20 protein-coding genes are annotated in these 19,462 nt (G+C 37.1%); all 20 read left to right on the forward strand.

Annotation, left to right across the window (positions count from 1 at the left end; translation table 11 throughout):
- Positions 1 to 33 precede the first annotated feature (33 nt).
- The 20 genes from metK (at position 34) to rseP (ending at position 19,448) form a co-directional block, all read left to right on the forward strand.
- Entirely contained in the window at positions 34 to 1,224 is a 1,191-nt protein-coding gene (gene metK / locus O3607_RS01180) for a methionine adenosyltransferase (RefSeq protein WP_060924651.1), read from the forward strand.
- 62 nt (positions 1,225 to 1,286) lie between these two features.
- A complete protein-coding gene (priA, locus tag O3607_RS01185) occupies positions 1,287 to 3,470 on the forward strand; it encodes a primosomal protein N' (RefSeq protein ID WP_371443195.1) in 2,184 nt (727 codons plus the stop codon).
- 13 nt (positions 3,471 to 3,483) lie between these two features.
- Positions 3,484 to 3,972: a peptide deformylase gene (def, locus tag O3607_RS01190; protein ID WP_227282996.1), complete on the forward strand. Its 489-nt coding sequence runs from the start codon at positions 3,484 to 3,486 to the stop codon at positions 3,970 to 3,972.
- A complete protein-coding gene (gene fmt / locus O3607_RS01195) occupies positions 3,965 to 4,975 on the forward strand; it encodes a methionyl-tRNA formyltransferase (RefSeq protein ID WP_371443196.1) in 1,011 nt (336 codons plus the stop codon). The genes def and fmt overlap by 8 nt, the downstream gene beginning before the upstream one ends.
- Entirely contained in the window at positions 4,959 to 5,741 is a 783-nt protein-coding gene (locus tag O3607_RS01200) for a DUF116 domain-containing protein (protein WP_353799075.1), read from the forward strand. Before fmt ends, O3607_RS01200 begins: the two co-directional genes overlap by 17 nt.
- The gene (rsmB, locus tag O3607_RS01205) at positions 5,734 to 7,089 is read left to right on the forward strand and encodes a 16S rRNA (cytosine(967)-C(5))-methyltransferase RsmB (protein ID WP_129822981.1); all 1,356 of its coding nucleotides are present in this window, start codon (positions 5,734 to 5,736) and stop codon (positions 7,087 to 7,089) included. Before O3607_RS01200 ends, rsmB begins: the two co-directional genes overlap by 8 nt.
- 18 nt (positions 7,090 to 7,107) lie before the next feature.
- Positions 7,108 to 8,154 carry a 23S rRNA (adenine(2503)-C(2))-methyltransferase RlmN gene (rlmN, locus tag O3607_RS01210; RefSeq protein WP_371443197.1) on the forward strand — a complete coding sequence of 349 codons (1,047 nt, stop codon included), beginning with the start codon at positions 7,108 to 7,110 and terminating at the stop codon, positions 8,152 to 8,154.
- A complete protein-coding gene (locus O3607_RS01215; RefSeq protein WP_129822983.1) occupies positions 8,147 to 8,848 on the forward strand; it encodes a Stp1/IreP family PP2C-type Ser/Thr phosphatase in 702 nt (233 codons plus the stop codon). Before rlmN ends, O3607_RS01215 begins: the two co-directional genes overlap by 8 nt.
- A gap of 27 nt (positions 8,849 to 8,875) precedes the next feature.
- Positions 8,876 to 10,801, forward strand: a complete 1,926-nt coding sequence (gene pknB / locus O3607_RS01220; RefSeq protein WP_060924725.1) for a Stk1 family PASTA domain-containing Ser/Thr kinase — start codon at positions 8,876 to 8,878, stop codon at positions 10,799 to 10,801.
- A gap of 7 nt (positions 10,802 to 10,808) precedes the next feature.
- Entirely contained in the window at positions 10,809 to 11,672 is an 864-nt protein-coding gene (rsgA, locus tag O3607_RS01225) for a ribosome small subunit-dependent GTPase A (RefSeq protein ID WP_129822984.1), read from the forward strand.
- Position 11,673: 1 nt separating this feature from the next.
- Positions 11,674 to 12,324 (forward strand): ribulose-phosphate 3-epimerase, encoded by a 651-nt coding sequence (rpe, locus tag O3607_RS01230; RefSeq protein ID WP_024065693.1) that lies wholly within the window; start codon positions 11,674 to 11,676, stop codon positions 12,322 to 12,324.
- 248 nt (positions 12,325 to 12,572) lie between these two features.
- Entirely contained in the window at positions 12,573 to 13,286 is a 714-nt protein-coding gene (rpsB, locus tag O3607_RS01235; protein WP_060924643.1) for a 30S ribosomal protein S2, read from the forward strand.
- 115 nt (positions 13,287 to 13,401) lie between these two features.
- Entirely contained in the window at positions 13,402 to 14,082 is a 681-nt protein-coding gene (gene tsf / locus O3607_RS01240; protein WP_060924642.1) for a translation elongation factor Ts, read from the forward strand.
- Between the two features lie 62 nt (positions 14,083 to 14,144).
- A complete protein-coding gene (gene pyrH / locus O3607_RS01245; RefSeq protein WP_024066541.1) occupies positions 14,145 to 14,870 on the forward strand; it encodes a UMP kinase in 726 nt (241 codons plus the stop codon).
- A gap of 5 nt (positions 14,871 to 14,875) precedes the next feature.
- Positions 14,876 to 15,436 (forward strand): ribosome recycling factor, encoded by a 561-nt coding sequence (frr, locus tag O3607_RS01250; protein WP_024066542.1) that lies wholly within the window; start codon positions 14,876 to 14,878, stop codon positions 15,434 to 15,436.
- Positions 15,436 to 15,687 (forward strand): hypothetical protein, encoded by a 252-nt coding sequence (locus O3607_RS01255; RefSeq protein ID WP_105085568.1) that lies wholly within the window; start codon positions 15,436 to 15,438, stop codon positions 15,685 to 15,687. Before frr ends, O3607_RS01255 begins: the two co-directional genes overlap by 1 nt.
- Positions 15,668 to 16,432, forward strand: a complete 765-nt coding sequence (locus O3607_RS01260) for an isoprenyl transferase (protein WP_287513953.1) — start codon at positions 15,668 to 15,670, stop codon at positions 16,430 to 16,432. Before O3607_RS01255 ends, O3607_RS01260 begins: the two co-directional genes overlap by 20 nt.
- 2 nt (positions 16,433 to 16,434) lie before the next feature.
- The gene (locus O3607_RS01265; RefSeq protein ID WP_024066545.1) at positions 16,435 to 17,259 is read left to right on the forward strand and encodes a phosphatidate cytidylyltransferase; all 825 of its coding nucleotides are present in this window, start codon (positions 16,435 to 16,437) and stop codon (positions 17,257 to 17,259) included.
- A gap of 18 nt (positions 17,260 to 17,277) precedes the next feature.
- Entirely contained in the window at positions 17,278 to 18,423 is a 1,146-nt protein-coding gene (locus O3607_RS01270) for a 1-deoxy-D-xylulose-5-phosphate reductoisomerase (protein WP_287513955.1), read from the forward strand.
- A gap of 8 nt (positions 18,424 to 18,431) precedes the next feature.
- A complete protein-coding gene (rseP, locus tag O3607_RS01275) occupies positions 18,432 to 19,448 on the forward strand; it encodes an RIP metalloprotease RseP (protein ID WP_178885033.1) in 1,017 nt (338 codons plus the stop codon).
- Positions 19,449 to 19,462 lie beyond the last annotated feature (14 nt).

A 19,462-nucleotide genomic window follows, 5' to 3' on the forward strand; every position in this document is an offset into this window, starting at 1 on the left:
ATGAGAGGCTTTTTTTCGTATTAGGAGGATAAAATGGCTGAAAAACATATGTTTTTTACTTCTGAATCTGTTACTGAAGGCCATCCAGATAAAATAGCTGACCAAATTTCTGACGCTGTTTTGGATGCGATTATTGAAAAGGATCCAACTGCTCGTGTAGCTTGTGAAACTTTAGTTACTACTGGTTTAGTTCATGTAGTAGGTGAAATTTCTACTAATACATATGTAGATATTCCTCGCATCGTACGTGATACAGTTCGTGAAATTGGTTATACACGTGCAAAATTTGGCTTTGACTGCGACACTTGCGGTGTACTTGTTTCTATTGATGAACAATCTGCTGATATTGCGATGGGCGTAGATGAAGCTCTTGAATCTAAAGATGGTAATGGTGAAGCACTAGATAAAATCGGTGCTGGTGACCAAGGTATGATGTTTGGTTATGCATCTAATGAAACACCTGAACTTATGCCTATGCCTATTTCTTTGGCTCATCGTTTATCTCGTCGTCTTACAGAAGTTCGTAAAGATGGCACTTTAACATATCTTCGTCCAGATGGTAAAACTCAAGTTACTGTTGAATATGTTGATGGTAAACCAAAACGTATTGATACAATTGTTATCTCTACACAACATAGCCCTGAAGTTACGCAAGAACAAATTAAAGCAGACTTGAAACGCTTTGTTATCGATGCAGCATTGCCTGCTGAATTTGTTGATGAAAATACAAAATATTTCATTAACCCAACTGGCCGTTTCGTAATCGGTGGTCCTCATGGTGATGCTGGCTTGACTGGCCGCAAAATTATCGTAGATACTTACGGCGGTATGGCTCGTCATGGTGGCGGTGCTTTCTCTGGTAAGGATCCATCTAAGGTTGACCGCTCTGCAGCATATGCAGCTCGTTATGTAGCTAAAAATGTTGTAGCAGCAGGCCTTGCTGATAAGTGTGAAGTACAAGTTGCTTACGCTATTGGTGTTGCACATCCTGTATCCGTTTTAGTTGATACTTTTGGTACAGGTCGCATTGAGGAAACTAAAATTCAAGAACTTATTAAGAAACATTTCGACCTTCGTCCAGCAGGTATTATTGAAATGCTTGATTTGTTAAAACCTCATTATCGCAAAACTGCAGCATATGGTCACTTTGGTAGAACTGATGTTGATTTACCTTGGGAGCGTACTGACAAAGCAGCAATTTTAAAAGCTGAAGCTGGCTTATAATACAAAAGGTCTTAGTAGAATTTCTACTGAGACCTTTTATAGTAAATGAAAGGATATAATGTATGCGTGTCGCACAAGTTATCATTAATAGACCGGCCAAACAACTTCATAAACCATTGAGCTATTTAATGCCTGAAAAGTTTGGTAATGTCTTACCTGGTACACGCGTACTCATTCCTTTAGGCAATAGTCGTGAAGAGGGAATTCTGATTGGTTATGAAGAATTATTAGAACCTCCTGAATTTAAATTGCGAAATATTGTTCAAGTATTAGACAATGAACCTTGGTTTACACCTGAAATGATGGATACGGCCCGTCGTTTAAATGAATATTATTTATTCTCTTATGGCGATGCATTGCGTTTATTTACAGTTAATAAAACTCTAAAATCTTATGAGGCGCCTAAGGAAGAATGGCTTGTGGTTACACCTGCTTTCACGGTAGAACAATTTAGTGAACGAAAAAAGAAACAACGGGAATTGGCCAAATATTTACTTGAAGTGGGTGGCGCATCAAAAGCTTTATTATTGGCTAAAGGTTTTTCTCGAATGGTCATTAAACAAGTGAGTGAAGCTAAGGGGATTACTATTGAATCTAGATTTAAAGCTACAAAAACCTCTTTTGATGAACTATTTACAGAAGAAGTAAATATTCCATTAACTGATGCACAACAAGCGGTATATGAGCCTATTCAAGAGGCGATGAATTCACATCAGCATAAAACCTTTTTGTTGCATGGCGTAACAGGCAGTGGAAAAACCCAATTGTATTTAAAAGCTACAGCAAAATGTATTAGCCAAGATAAAACTGCTATTATTTTAGTTCCAGAAATTATTTTGACAGATCAGATAGTGCGTCGTTTTGTAGAAACCTTTGGTGATGAAGTTGTAGTATTTCATAGTAAGTTAACAGTTCAACAACGCAATAATAACTGGGAGCGTTTACGTCGCAAGGATAGTCATATTATCATTGGTGCACGATCAGCAGTATTTGCTCCAGCTGAGGACATTGGACTTATCGTAGTAGATGAAGAGCATGATACTTCTTATAAGCAAGAGGATATGGTTCGTTACCATGCTAGAAATGTTGCATTATGGCGTGGGGAAGCACATAGTTGTCCTGTAATACTTGGTTCTGCAACACCATCTGTAACCTCCTATTACAAAGCTAAACAAGGGGAATATCAGTTGCTTGAGTTACCACATCGTATTTTTGAACAACCAATGCCAAAAGTAACTATTGTGGACATGAAGGAAGAAATTCTTCATGGCAACTATTCTGTTTTTTCTGATGCTATGAGTAGCTTGATTCAAAAAACATTGAATGAACATAACCAAATGATTATTCTTTTGAACAGACGTGGTTATAGTACCTTTGTAATGTGTCGCGATTGCGGAGAAACAATTATGTGTCCTCATTGTGATGTAGCTATGGTGTATCACCAAGCAGGTGAAGAATTACGGTGCCATTACTGTGAACATCATGAACCGATTCCTACGGTCTGTCCAAAGTGTAATAGTCAACGTATTAAATTCTTTGGATCAGGTACACAAAAGGTGGAGGAAGAGTTGCGACGTCATTTTAAGTCGGCTCGTATTGCCCGCCTTGATCAAGACGTAACTAAAAACAAACAATTAGCAGAAGATATTTTACATGATTTTGGGACTCATAAATATGACATCTTACTGGGAACACAAATGGTGTCAAAAGGTCATGACTTTAAAGATGTAACCGCTGTTGGTATTTTAACGGCTGATTCAGTTTTAAATATTCCTGTATATTCCGCATCTGAAAGAACTTTTGATTTACTTACACAGACATCTGGCAGGGCTGGTCGTGGTGATAAACCGGGCAGTGTAGTAATACAAACATATAATCCGTTAAATTATGCTATAATAAAGAGTAAGGCTCATGATTATGTAGGCTTTTACAATGAAGAAATTCAAAATCGTAAAGCATTAGGATATCCTCCGTTTAGAGAGATGATTCACATGGTAGTGCGTCATCAAAATATGGAGACCTTAGAGGCCATAGCTAATCGTATTGTAAGCGATTTAGAGGTCCATAAAGGTGATACCGATATTCTCATTAATGGACCTTATGAAGCAAGTATCAAAAAAGTACGGGATATGTATCGTTTAGCGATTATGATTCGAGGTACTGACTTATCAAATTTAAAAGAATATATATATAATTCATGGATCTTCACACAAGAAGGACTTTTGATTGATGTAGATCCTGTTTAGCATAGGAGTATAAATGGCAGTATTAGATGTTGTGAAAGCAGGTCACCCCGTTTTAAAACAAATTGCGGAACCTGTAGAACATGTTAATAAAAAACTTAGAGCCCTTATCGATGATATGTCGGAAACAATGTATGAGACTGATGGCGTTGGACTCGCTGCACCTCAAGTAGCGGTGTCAAAACGAATTATCGTCGTAGATGATCATGCCGGTAGTGGTCTCATTGCATTGATTAATCCTGAAATTACGCATGCTGAGGGATCTCAAGTGGGTCCAGAGGGTTGTTTAAGTGTACCAGGATATTTTGGCGATGTGGAAAGATTCGACAAAATTACCGTTAAAGGTATAGACCCTCATAATAAAAAGGTAACAATTAAAGCTGAAGGATTTTTAGCGCGTATTTTTCAACATGAGATTGATCATTTAGAAGGTCATTTGTTTATTGAAAAAGCAACTAACTTACGATTGATTACTGATCACCCAGAGGAGAAAGAAATTGTCTAATCAAAAACAATTGCGCGTCGTATTTATGGGGACGCCTGATTTTTCTGTTCCTACTTTGGAAGCATTAATAAAGGCTGGTCACTCTATTGTTGGTGTATACTGTCAGCCAGATAAACAAAAAGGTCGCGGTAAACAAGTTCAAATGCCACCTGTAAAAGTGGCAGCTTTAAATCATAATTTACCTGTATTCCAACCGGTAACATTACGTGATGAACGAGTACAAGCAGAACTAGAAGCTCTAAATCCCGACGTAGTAGTGGTTATTGCATACGGTAAAATTTTACCGCCATGGCTTATTCGTTTACCACAATATGGATGTATTAACGTACATGCATCTATTTTACCTAACTATAGAGGGGCTGCGCCGATTCACTATGCTATTTTAAATGGGGATACTAAAACAGGTGTTACCATTATGCATATGGATGATGGCCTTGATACTGGTGATATCATCGATATCGTAGAGACCGATATTTTACCTAGTGAAACGACAGGTCAATTATTTGAACGTATGGCGGTGCTTGGTGGCGAAACTATTGTTCCCGTATTAACTCGTTGGGTTAATGGGGAAATTAAGGCTACGCCACAAGATGATACAATGGCTACACATACTGCTAAGATTACAAAGGAAATGGGTCAGATTGACTGGTCTAAGCCTGCTAATGAAATTGTAAATCTTATTAGAGGTCTTAATCCAGCTCCTGGATGTTATACGTATCTCAATGGAAAACGTTTAAAAGTATGGTCAGCAGAAGTAGTTCCAAGTGATACGACTCACGGTTTGATAGATGTCCATGGTAAACATGTACCAATTGCAATATCAGCCACAACTGTGCCTGGTACAATCGTATCTAAAATAGCCGGTTTAGGTGTATTTTGTGGTGATGGAAATATAATTCTATTAACAGAAGTCCAACCAGAAAATAAAAAACGCATTTCTGCAATTGATTTTATTAATGGACATCAGATTAAGGAAGGTATCGTTTTTGGAGACTCAATATAAGCAGTACGAAACGTATCCGTTATACCTGATATTATCATCAATTACATGTACTTTAATTACAGCAATAATCGGATTTCTAATGTATGTGTTAGAACCGGGGCTTTCACAATTACATCCTATTGCACCCATAATAAGTACAGTCGTTTTTTCTGTATGCATTTGTGTTATATGGTTATTGTGCGCATCTTTGATTATTGCTAGTTTTGGTATATTACGGTTACATCCTATTATTTTAAGGATAGCTAATCGGTTTATATATGGATTATTTCCATTATCTTTATTGATTGGCAAAGTGAGAGGGGTTACTAAGGATCAATTGCGTCAGTCTATGATTGATTTGATTAATCATCTAGTGATGCTTGATATGTATACAGTTGATCCAGAACGTATATTGTTATTAACACCTCATTGTTTACAGGAAAGTTCATGTGTTCATAAGGTTACACATGATGTATACAATTGTAAACAATGTGGTAGATGCCAAGTTGGAAGTTTATTGCAAATTGCTAAAGAGTATGGCTGTCAATTTATAGTGGTAACAGGTGGTACATTAGCGCGAATGAAGGTAAAAGAAGCACGACCAAAGGCTATTGTAGCTATTGCTTGTGAACGTGATTTAGCAAGTGGTATGGCTGATGTATTTCCGATACCTGTCATTGGCGTTTTAAATGAAAGACCTAATGGACCTTGTTGCAATACTACAGTAGATCCTAAACGTGTTCAAGCCGCAGTTGAACAATTAATTGGTAGGAAAAACGATGACTGAAGTTAAAACGAATCAACAACTAAATATTCGATTGCTCGCCGTGAAAGCTTTGAGTGATATTAATCGTAATGGTGCTTATGCCAATATCAAGTTACAAGAGTATTTACAAAAATATCATTTATCCGATTTAGATCGAAGATTTTTCACGGAGTTGGTCTATGGTGTCATCCGTAGAAAAAATTATTTAGATGCCATTATTGTTCATTTTGCCAAAAGACCATTAAAGAAATTATCATCCATGGTTGTAGAAATTCTTAGACTTGGCATTTATCAAATTATCTATATGGATAAAGTCCCTGAAAGCGCAGCGGTCAATGAATCTGTAAAACTGGCAAAAAAGTTAACTAGAGGATTATCTGGCTTTGTAAATGCTGTATTACGTTCAGTATTACGTGAAAGTGATAGTATTTCTATTGGTGAACTTGCTAAGTCTGAGGCTGAAGAAATTTCTTTCATTTATAATCAACCTTTATGGTTAGTTAATTTATGGATAAATGAAATGGGGAAGGATAAGACTATAGATCTTTGTGCTTGGTTTAATGAACAACCTCGTTTGACAGCACGTATAAATACTGTAAAAGTATCTATTGAGGATTGTTTAAAAGAACTACGAGATTTAGGTTGGACTGTTGAACAGGACAATGAGATTCCAGAAGTAGTTTATATTGATGCACATCAAGGGCACTTGGAAAAAGCAAAACCTGTTATGGAAGGTCATATTACCTTTATGGATAAAGCCTCTATGTTAGTTGCTCATGTAGTTGATCCTCAGCCAGGAGAGCGCATATTAGATTGTTGTGCTGCACCAGGGGGTAAGTCTATGCATATGGCAAGTCTCATGAATAATACGGGTGCTATTATGAGTTGTGATATATACGATCACAAATTAGAGCTTATGAATCAAAATGCTGAACGACTTGGAGTATCCATAGTTTCAACTAAGCTACAAGACGGTCGTTATTTACCCGATAATTGGAAGGAACAATTCGATCGCGTCTTAGTAGATGCACCGTGTTCTGGACTTGGCATATTACAAAAGAAATTGGATATGCGTTGGCGTAAAACACAATCTTTACTTACTGACTTGCCTCCACTACAGCTTGAAATATTAGAAAAAGCTGCTGAAATGGTTAAAGTTGATGGATATTTAGTATACTCTACTTGTACTATCAATAGTGGAGAAAATGAGGATGTACTAGAAAAATTCCTAGCAACTCATAAGAACTTTATCATTGATCCTGTATCATTTGATGGGTTGCCACAAGCTGTAGAGGGTATGATTACAACATATCCTCCACGAGATCAGATGGATGGATTCTTTATGGCTCGTGTAAAACGCATATCATAATAATAGAAATGGAGTACCATGATAGAATTATTGGGTAAGTCTTTAGAAGAGTTACAATCTATCTTTAAGACCCATAATATACAAAAGTTTCGAGCGAAACAGTTAATAGACTATATTTATCATAGATATATATTTGATTTTGAAGAAATGACGCAGTTTCCTAAAGAGTTGCGTCAATGGTTAAGTGATAATTGTATTATCTCTTTGCCTACATTAATTACGGAGTCTGTATCTCCAGATGGGAAGACTCGTAAAATTCTTGTTGAAATGACAGATCAAAGCCGGGTAGAAGCCGTTTTAATGGAGCAACATTATGGATACTCTGTATGTGTTTCTTCTCAAGTTGGCTGTGCCATGGGCTGTGTGTTCTGCGCCTCTACGCAGGGTGGTTTATATCGTGATTTAACAGTGTCTGAAATCATTGGACAAGTCGTTATTTTCGGAGCTCTTACAAAAGAGCAAATCCACTCTGTTGTAGTTATGGGGGCAGGGGAACCATTACAAAACTATGATAATGTGTTACAAGCTTTGCAATTGTTACACGATCCGGTAATTTGTAATATTAGTTATCGTAAGATGACTATTTCCACTTGTGGTTGGGTTCCTAATATTTATAAATTAGCTGATGAAGGTTTGCCTATAACTTTGGCTCTTTCATTACATGCTACAAATAATGAAGTGCGTCGTAGTATTATGCCAGTTGGGGCTCGTTATGAATTGACGGAAGTCTTAGATGCGGTAAAATATTATTATGATACGACTCAACGTCGTATCACCTTTGAGTATATTCTTATAGATTCAGTAAATGCATCTATGGAGGAGGCTCATGCATTGGGGAAAATCTGTAAAGATTTCCCAAATTGCCATGTTAACTTAATACCTGTTAATGGCAATGAACATATAGAATTATATAAACCATCTATTACAAATATGAATACATTTAAAGACATCGTTGCTTCCTATGGCGTATCTGTAACGGTACGAAAAGAGATGGGCGATGCTATCCAAGCCGCATGTGGGCAATTAAAAGCAGCTCATGGTCGGGAAAAGGAGAATTATGAATAATTTTGTTGGTTTAAGTAAAATTGGACTTGTGCGTCAGCGCAATGAAGATCGATTTTTTATAGACGGTCCTATTTGTGCTGTCACTGATGGCATGGGTGGATATAGTGGCGGTGAAATCGCTAGTACCTATGCTGTTGATGAAATTAAAGAGTATTTGGCCTCCCTTAAAACAGTGGGGCAACAAGATTTATGTGATGCTATTATTCATGCCAATGAACGTATAGCCAATCGCGTAGCTCATGAAGAACGTCTTGCTGGTATGGGCACTACTGCTGTTGTTACGGCTGTTAATGGTGACCAATTATACTGGGCAAGTGTTGGTGATAGTCGTTTGTATGTATATAGAGATGGTCTTTTACGACAAATTACTACAGATCATTCTATGGTACAAGAATTATTAACTGCTGGAGAGATTACAAAGGATGAAATGCTAAATCACCCTCAACGAAACTTATTGACCCGTGCAGTTGGGGTTGATGATACTTTAGAGGTTGATAGTGGTGTAGAATCTATTCTTCCAGGTGATCGTATTTTACTTTGCACTGATGGACTATGTGGTTATGTATCAGATGATGTTATTGCTAGTGCATTACAATCTAATAATGATGATATGAAGGTTGTAGAATCATTGATGGAAGCCGTATATGATGTCGGAGCAGGAGATAATGTGACCATTGTGGTGGGAACAATCTAATCTAGAAATGGAGAAATAATGAGTACTATGAATATAAAAGGTATACTTCTAGATAACCGCTACCGAATTGTTGATAAAATTGGCGTTGGCGGAATGGCTGACGTATACCTTGGAGAAGATACCTTATTAGGTAGACAAGTAGCAATTAAAGTATTGCATGCTAACTTTGCTAATGATGATGAGTTTGTTACGCGTTTTAAACGAGAAGCACAAGCGGCGGGCAAACTAAATCATCCTAATATTGTAAATATGTATGATGTAGGGTTTGATCAAGATTTACACTATATCATTATGGAATATGTAGATGGTGAAACATTAAAAGAGTATATAACGCGACATGGAAGACTATCCATAGACGAGGCTGTAAAATTCACTATTGCTATCGCAGAGGGGTTAGAACATGCGCATACGATGGGAATAGTGCATTGTGATATTAAACCTCATAATGTCATAATTACTCGTACGGGGCGTGTAAAAGTAACTGACTTTGGTATTGCTCGAGCTATGAATGCTACTAATACAGTTATGTACACGAATTCGATTTTAGGCTCTGCTCACTATTTATCACCTGAACAAGCCAGTGGAAAACCAGTAGATGGTAATACTGATATCTACTCTTTAGGCGTAGTTTTATATGAAATGCTTACAGGTAAAGTTCCTTTTGAAGGGGAAACTCCAATTGCAGTAGCATTAAAACATGTACGTGAAAAAGTAGCTCCTCCAACTCGATATAATCCTTCAATCCCACCGCTTTTAGAAGCTGTCGTAATGAAGGCATTATCTAAAAACCCTGCAGATCGTTTTGATTCTATTTCTGACATGATAAGTGATTTACGATTGTCTCAAGGCTTTACAATGGGTAAAACTCAACGTCATGAACCATATGATTTTGCAACCCAAATGATACCAGCTGTTGATCCTGAAGCCCTTGAGGATTTCAGTGATATTCAAGAAGAGCAAAAAGATGAGGGTAAAAAGAAGAGTATGTTAAGTAAAATAGCATCTATCCCACAAAAATATATCGTCCTAGGGGCTGCCGTAATTTTTTTAGTAGCCTTCTTAGGTGCCTTCTTGAGTTATGGTAATTTCTGGAGTAACACAACTGTAGATGTACCTAATGTTGTGGGTAAACAAGTTTCTGTAGCTAAAAATATTTTAGAAGATAAACATTTGCGTGTTTCTACAAGCGAGGTTACTAATCCTGATGTACCAGCTGGTCAAGTTATTTCTCAAACACCAGGTGCAGGAGAGAAGGTTAAAGAACAACGTACAATTCACCTTGTTGTATCTAAAGGTGTTGGTGATATTACAGTACCGGATTTGTCTGGTTTAACAGTAGACCAAGCTCGACAACGACTTAAAGATGTTGGTTTAGTTGTTGGTAAAGTAACACAACAGTCTGTAGATAATAAACCTGATGGTGTTATCATAGCTCAAAGTCCATCTGGTGATTCTAAAGTTTCTAAAGGCACAACAATTGATCTCGTTGTTAATAAAGCAAAAGCTAAAAAGATTCAAATGCCAAATGTCATTGGTATGACTTTAAAAGATGCACGAGATACATTGAGTAATGCTCATCTTGGTGTTAATCAAGTCGCTGGTTCTGTAGAGGAAAAATCTATTGTAACAGAACAAAGCATAAAAGCTGGCGATGAAATTGATGAAGGTACTGCAGTAAATCTAACTACTGAATATAAAAATGACAAAAAGAAAGATGATAAAAAATCTGACAGTAGTAGTAATAAAACTACTGGTACGGTAGATATTACAGTTCCGGCAGGCTCTAAAAACCAAGAGCTAAAAATTGTCGTAAAAGATGATGACGGTTCTGCTGTTATCTACGATGATACAAATAAACCTGGTGATCGTATTGTTAAAAAAGTGTCTGGTGTAGGTAATGTTCGCATTGAGGTTTATCTCAATGGTGCATTAGTACAAGAAACAGCATTATAGGGGAATTATGATTACAGGTATTGTTGTCAAAAATATGAATGGTTACTTCTATGTACAAGACGATGCAAGTACTGTTCATGAATGTAAAGTTCGAGGTAGATTAAAGAAAGGTCGCTACAGTTTACTTGTCGGTGATCGTGTTACGATTTCTGAGGATGGATTCGTTGAGTCCATCCTCGATCGTCATAATTCCATGGTTAGACCTGCGGTAGCTAATATTGATCAAGTTGTATTGGTTGTAGCTGCTCATGAACCAGATATTAATGAGCTTTTACTAAATAAAATGCTTGTCATGATTGAACATGCAGATATCCCGATTGTATTATGTATTAACAAATGTGATTTGATGGATCCAGATACAGAAGTCATGGTAAAGCTTTATAAATCTATTGGTTATGAAGTATTGATGACATCTACATATAATATGACAGGTATTGATGAGTTACGTCATGTGTTAGAGCATAAGGTAACTGCCTTTGCAGGCCCTTCTGGTGTTGGTAAAAGTAGTCTATTAAATGCTGTTGATCCTAAGTTTGCATTCCAAACGGGTGAGGTTAGTGACAAAATAAAGCGCGGTAAACATACGACCCGTCATGCTTCTTTATATAGTTTGGATTCAGATTCTTTTATTATGGATACACCTGGATTTAGTGCGATTGAGTTTAACGATGTTTCATTAGAACGGTTACCTACGTTATTCCCTGAATTTAGTAATTATGTTGATACATGTAAATTTAATCCTTGTTATCATGAACATGAACCTATTTGTGGCATAAAAGATGCTTTAGATGCAGGCCATATTCATCAAGGACGATATGATGCATATATGTCTATACGTAATGACATAGAAAGTCAACGAAAGAGGTTTTAAAATGATTAAAATTGCACCATCTATGCTCTCTGCAAATTTTGCAACATTAAGCGAAGAAATAAAATCTATTGAATTAGCTGGAGCTGATTTATTGCATATTGATATTATGGATGGTCATTTTGTACCAAACCTAACATTTGGTGCACCTATCGTGAAAGCCATCCGTCCTTATACACAATTACCATTTGATGTTCACTTAATGGTTACAAATCCTGGTGACTATGTGGAAGAATTTGCAAAGATTGGTGTAGAGTATTTTACATTTCATCAAGAAACTGTGCCACATATGCATCGTTTAATCCAACATATTAAACAATGTGGCATGAAAGCAGGGGTTGCACTTAATCCAGGTACACCAGTGTCCTTGTTAGAGGATGTGGCTGCTGATCTAGACATGATTTTAATTATGTCTGTAAATCCTGGTTTTGGTGGGCAATCTTTTATTCCAAATGCTATTAAAAAAGTTAAGCAAGCTAAAATGCTACTAGAGGAAGTAGATAATACAACTGCAGTTATTGAAGTAGATGGTGGCATTAATGATATTACATGTGTCCCAATTAAAAGAGCAGGTGCTACTGTTTTAGTAGCAGGATCTGCTGTATTCGGCGCTGATGAGCGAGCACATATGATTGAATCTATTCGCAATAATTAATATTTATATCGTATCGGCGATATAGAATACAAGCTTTAATATAGTCTATTGACAATTAATTCATTAAATTAAAATAAGGAGTGATGGATTCTTAAAGAAATCCTCACTCCTTGCTTGCTTTTACAATAATTATTTGTTAAAATTATCAGGTATGAAAAATATGCACGTCGGTGGACTTCGGTACTGTGCCTAATTTTGGGTGACCCGAAGGATGAAGCGGCGGAGGTTAATTAACAGGAGGTGCCACAATGGCAGTAGTATCAATGAAACAATTATTAGAGGCTGGTGTACACTTTGGTCATCAGACTAGAAGATGGAACCCTAAAATGGCGAAATTCATCTTCACTGAACGCAATGGTATTTATATCATTGACTTGTCTAAAACAGTTAAAAAAGTAGAAGAAGCTTACTCTTTCTTACGCGAAGTTGCTTCCCAAGGCGAAGTAATCTTGTTCGTAGGTACTAAAAAACAAGCTCAAGAAGCTATTAAAGAAGAAGCTATCCGCGCTAACATGTTCTTCGTTAACGAACGTTGGTTGGGCGGTATGTTGACTAACTTCAAAACAATTGAAACTCGTATTAAACGTTTAAAACAATTGGAAGCTATGGCAGAAGATGGTACTTTCGAAGTATTGCCTAAAAAAGAAGTTATCGGTCTTCGTCATGAAATGGAAAAATTGGAAAAATACCTTGGCGGTATCAAAGATATGCCTAAAATGCCAGGTGCTCTTTTCGTAGTTGATCCTAAAAAAGAAAAAATCGCTATTGCAGAAGCTAAAAAATTGGGTATTCCAGTTGTTGCAACAGTTGACACTAACTGTGACCCTGATGAAGTAGAATTCCCAATCCCAGCAAATGATGACGCTATCCGCGCTGTAAAATTATTGGCTGGTAAAATGGCTGACGCTGTTCTTGAAGGTCGTCAAGGCGAATCCTTGGACGGTGCTGAAGCTGCGGAATAATTCTGCAAAGCTACTAAATCATTTCTGATTAGCATTTGAAAGATAAATCTATAACATATATAATTAGGGTAAGGACTATATCCTTACCTTAATTAATACTAGGAGGAACAAAATAATGGCAATTACTGCTGCTTTGGTAAAAGAATTGCGCGACATGACTGGCGCAGGTATGATGGACGCTAAAAAAGCATTGGTTGAAACTGATGGTAATATCGATAAAGCGGTTGACCTTCTTCGTGAAAAAGGTTTGGCTGCTGCTGCTAAAAAAGCAGGTCGTATCGCAGCTGAAGGTGTAGTACAATCCTACATCCATGCTGGTGGTCGTATTGGCGTATTGGTAGAAGTTAACTGCGAAACTGACTTCGTTGCTAAAACTGATGATTTCCAAAGCTTGGCACGCGATATCGCTATGCAAATTGCAGCTGTAAACCCTACATACTTGAACCGTGAAGAAGTTCCTGCTGAAGTAATCGAACACGAAAAACAAGTATTGTTGGAACAAGCTAAAGTAGAAGCTGAAGAAGACGTAAAAGCTGGCCGTAAACCAAAACCTGAAGCTGTTTTGGAAAAAATGGTTGCTGGTCGTATTGAAAAATTCTATAAAGAAAACTGCCTATTAGAACAAGTATTCATTAAAGATAGCGACAAAACAGTTACAGACATCATTAATGAGAATATTGCAAAAATCGGTGAAAACATCAACGTACGTCGTTTTGTTCGCTACGGTTTGGGCGAAGGCATTGAAAAACGCCAAGATGACTTCGTAGCTGAAGTAATGGCATCTGTTGGTAAATAATTAAGAAATAATAAGAGAACACCGTACAGTGTTCTCTTATTTTGCAATAGAGGAGTAAACACATGGCAAAGAGAAACTTTAGACGTATTGTTTTGAAGTTGAGTGGTGAAGCATTAGCGGGTGAACAAGGTTTTGGTATTAACCCTGATGTTGTTGAAGAATTTGCAAAAGAAATTGCTGCTTTAGCAAAATCCACTGATTTAGAAATCGCAATTGTTGTTGGTGGCGGTAACTTGTGGAGAGGGTTAGCTGGTAGTAACCAAGGTATGGATCGTGCTACAGCTGACTATATGGGTATGCTAGCAACAGTAATGAACTCCTTAGCATTGCAAGATGCATTAGAACAAGCAGGCGTAGATACTCGTGTTCAAACTGCTATTGAAATGCAAGAAATTGCAGAACCTTATATTCGTCGTCGTGCCATTCGTCACTTAGAGAAAAAACGTATCGTAATCTTCGGTGCTGGTCTTGGTAAACCATATTTCTCTACAGATACGACTGCTGCATTACGGGCTGCTGAAATTGAAGCAGATGCAATTCTGATGGCGAAGAAATTTGCTGACGGTGTATATGATTCCGATCCTAAAACGAATCCTAATGCCGTTAAATTTGATGAATTAACATATAATGATATCATTACAAAAGAATTAAAGGTTATGGATGCAACATCCACAACTTTATGTAAAGATAACAATATTCCTATTATCGTATTTAGCATGGACATTCCGGGTAACATTACAAAAGCCGCTAAAGGTGAAGAGATTGGTACCATTGTTCGAGGAGAATAATTCAAATGGAAATTAAAGAATTGTTACAACAAGCAGAAGAACGCATGAATAAGTCTATTGAGGCTTTAAAACATGAATTCGCATCTATTCGTACAGGCCGTGCTAGTGTAGCATTGCTTGATAAAGTAATGGTTGATTATTATGGTAGCCCTACTCCAATTAACCAAGTTGCGAATATCTCTGTACCTGAGCCTCGCATGATTGTAATTGCACCTTGGGATAAAACTATGATTGGTGCCATTGAAAAGGCAATTTTACAATCCGATCTTGGTTTAAACCCAGGTAATGATGGTGCTCAAATTCGTTTAACTATTCCTCAATTAACTGAGGAGCGCCGTAAAGAAATCGTTAAGGTTGTTCATAAAAAAGCTGAAGATGCTAAAGTTGCAGTACGTAACATTCGTCGTGATGTAAATGATGCATTGAAAAAAGAAGAAAAAGCTAAAACAATTACTGAAGATGATGCTAAAGACGGTTTAGATCAAATCCAAAAACTTACAGATGCTAAAATTAAGCAGATTGATGAGTTAAAAGCAGTAAAAGAAAAGGACGTATTAGAAGTATAATGTTAGATTCTAATAGCCTTATTGGAATGCCATGGCAGCTTGCAAAGTCTCGTTTGCAGGCTGCCCATATTCCTTTTAAGGTAATGATTGGGGGATCCTTTAATCGCTTTTTTGATATTGCCGATAAAGGACTTTATGTAGCACGTATTACCAAGGTTGATGAGTGCTTACATATACTAGTGTATAGACCAATGATTGCCAGCGACTTCGGAAATTCTATCGAGGTAGACTATGCTAAAGAAATTATTTAACCGTAAACCATCTGATACGCCTGCTATTGATAGTAATGCGATACCAAAACATGTTGCTATTATTATGGATGGCAATGGTCGTTGGGCTAAACGAAGAGGGATGCCACGATCTATGGGGCACCGTGCAGGAGCCGACGTATTAAAGCAGATTGTTATTGCTGCAGATGAGATTGGAATTAGAGCTCTTACGGTATATGGTTTCTCCACAGAGAACTGGAAGCGTCCTGAACAGGAAGTTTCTTTACTTATGGCTCTCATAAAAGAATACTTAAACAATAATGTTAAGTATATGCATGAACATAATGTACGCATTCGCTTTATTGGATATATTGGTGCTCTTTCAGAGGAGCTTCAAAAGATTATTCGCGATGCAGAATTATTAACTCAGAATAATACAGGCCTTACTTTACAGTTAGCTCTTAACTATGGTGGGCGTGATGAAATAGTTAGGACTATCCGCAACATCACCAATTCTGTTGTAGATGGATCTATTACTACAGACGATATTACAGAAGACTATGTTAGTTCTCAACTTTTCACTAAAGAGTTTAGTGACGTAGACTTATTAATTCGTCCAAGTAGTGATTTTAGAATTAGTAACTTTTTATTGTGGCAGCTAGCTTATGCTGAATTCTGGTTTACTGATTTACATTGGCCTGATTTCACTAAAGAAACTTTATTAGAGGCTGTTGCAGCATATCAAAAACGAGAACGCCGATTTGGTGGCTTACGTGATGAGGAATAAAAATGTTAAAAACACGTGTTATAACCGCTGTTATAGGTTTTATTATTGCTTTAGGGGCCATTACATTAGGCGGATTTGTGTATGATGTTCTTATTACATTATTAGCTCTATTGGGATGGCGTGAGTTTGTTTTACTAGGTAAAGCTAAACATGTGCGAATGTCCATTTTATGGGGTTATATTAGTATTTTATTATTGATGATTGCCTTTGCATGTCATCAGTATATTTTAGCAATTGCTATATTAGTATTGAGTTTATCAGCCAATTATATGTTATGTACATTTGGTGAAAATAAATACTCTTTAGCTAGCGTTTCTTTTAGTGTATTTGGTTTATTATATGTTGGTATTGGTATGATTTCTTTGCTCATGATTCGTCATGACTCTATTTACATGTCTTTATCAATGCCATTTGAACTACATAACTGGGGAACAATTACACTTTGGTTATTATTGTTTACTACGTGGGCTAGTGATACTTTTGCATATTTTGCAGGTCGTGCCTTTGGTAAACGTAAGATTGTACCATCCATTAGTCCTAATAAAACATTAGAAGGTTTTATTGGTGGCTTTATTGGCTGTATCATTACAGGCACAGTATTTTCGTATATCGTGGGTATTCCATGGTGGATGGGTATTCATGTTGGTATGATCAGTGGTATATTAGCACCATTAGGTGATTTATTTGAATCAAAGATTAAACGATTATGTAATGTGAAAGATTCTGGTACCTTATTACCAGGTCATGGCGGTGTATTGGATCGGTTTGATAGCTTATTATTTACTGCACCTATTACATTGATTTATATATTACTATTCTCGTTCTAATCTAATAGAGGTAAGCTTATGAAATACCTAAGTATTATTGGCAGTACTGGCTCAATCGGTACACAGACACTAGATGTGGTGTCTCAACATCCAGATCAATTCAAGGTGGTTGCCTTAGTGGCACATCATAATATTGACCTCTTAGAAAAACAAATTAAAGAATATGAGCCATTAATAGCCGGTCTAGTTGATGAAAGTGCTTTTAAAGAACTACAGGGACGCTATGCCGGTCCTACAAAACTTGTGGGCGGTAAGGAAGCACTCATAGCTGCTGCTACGATTCAAGAAGCAACTATGGTTGTAACTGCTATTGTTGGTGCTGCAGGTATTGAACCTACTGTAGAGGCTATAAAGAAACGTAAGACTATAGGTCTAGCTAATAAGGAAACATTGGTTGCTGGTGGACCATTGATTACATCTTTGGCTAAGGAGTATGGCGTACAAATTCTACCTATTGATAGTGAACATAGCGCAATATTCCAGTGTTTAGAAGGGCAAAATCGCGAGAATGTTGATTCCTTAATTGTTACCGCTTCTGGTGGCCCTTTACGCACTTGGGACTCTGATAAAATTCAAACTGCTACAGCTGCTGATTGCCTACGTCATCCAACTTGGAATATGGGCAACAAAATTACGATTGACTCTGCATCTCTATTTAATAAAGGGTTAGAAGTAATCGAAGCTCATTGGCTATTTGGTTTTGATTTTGATCATATTGATGTAGTGGTACATCCACAAAGCATTGTTCATTCAATGATACGAATGAAAGATGGGGCTATCTTAGCACAAATGGGTAATCCCGATATGAGGGAGCCTATTCAGTATGCTTTGACATATCCTAAACGTGAAACTTTACATATGAATCATCTTGATTTTTCCAAGGTTTTACAATTAGAATTCTTGCCACCTCGATATGATGATTTCCCGGCTCTTCGTCTTGCTTATGAAGTAGGCCGATCAAGCGGTTTTAAACCAGCTGTGTTTAATGCTGCAAATGAAACTGCAGTTTATGCATTTTTAGATGATAAAATCGCCTTTGGTGATATTTATAAAGTCGTCACATCAGTCCTTGAATCTATGGGACCTGAAGATGACTTTACATTAGACAATTTATTGGCCATTGATAGATGGGCTCGAGAAAAGGCCACATCATTGATGGTATAGGAGTATATATGACAACGGCATTAGCCACAATATTTGTATTTGGTTTAATCGTGTTTATTCATGAATTAGGCCATTTCATTACAGCAAAAATGTCAGGTATGCAAGTAGACGAATTTGCCATTGGTTTTGGACCTGCCATATTCAAGGTTCAAAGAGGGGAAACTTTATACTCGATTCGTATCATTCCTCTTGGTGGATTTAATCGTATTGCAGGTATGACACCTGACGAGCCTCTTAATGAGCGTTCATTTTATACTAAACCTGCATGGAAGAAATTTATTGTTATTTCTGCAGGTGCTGTATTTAACTTTTTATTGGCCATAGTTTTATTCTTTGGTCTCAATGCAACAGTAGGTAATCTCACGTATACAAATGATCCTGTTATTGGTAATATCATCCCAGGTAGCGCTGCTGAACAGGCACATTTACAATCTAACGATAGAATTCTTACCATCGATGGTAAAAAAATCTCTACATGGGATGAAATCCGTCCTAGCCTACAAGGTACTGCCAATCATGGTGTTACTGTTGTAGTAGATAGAGAAGGGGAAACTGTAGAAACTACAGTGATTCCAAAAATGGAACAGGATAGTCCTAAAATTGGTATTTATCCTAGTTATACTCGAGAAACTTATAGAATTGGAGAATCTTTTAGTTTAGCCGTTACTCGCACAGGTCAAACAATTGTTGCTATGTTAAGTGGCTTATATGATATGATTCGAGGCACACAGGCAGCAGAGCTATCTGGCCCTGTAGGGATTTCACAAATGGCTGGTACTATTGCACAATCTGGCTTTGCGCCACTATTAAGTTTTGCTGCATTTTTAAGTATTAACTTAGGGGTTATTAATCTTTTGCCATTACCTGTATTAGATGGTGGTCATTTAATTATTATTTTGGCTGAAGCCATCACAGGTCGTAAGTTACCTGCTAAGGCACTTATGTATATTCAAATGGTTGGTGTTGCTTTGATGGTAGCATTGTTCTTATATGTAACGACTCAGGATATTTTCCGATTACTATAAGACAGATGGGAGAT

This window comes from Veillonella sp. 20925_1_51 (assembly GCF_041431445.1).
GTDB lineage: Bacteria > Bacillota > Negativicutes > Veillonellales > Veillonellaceae > Veillonella > Veillonella nakazawae.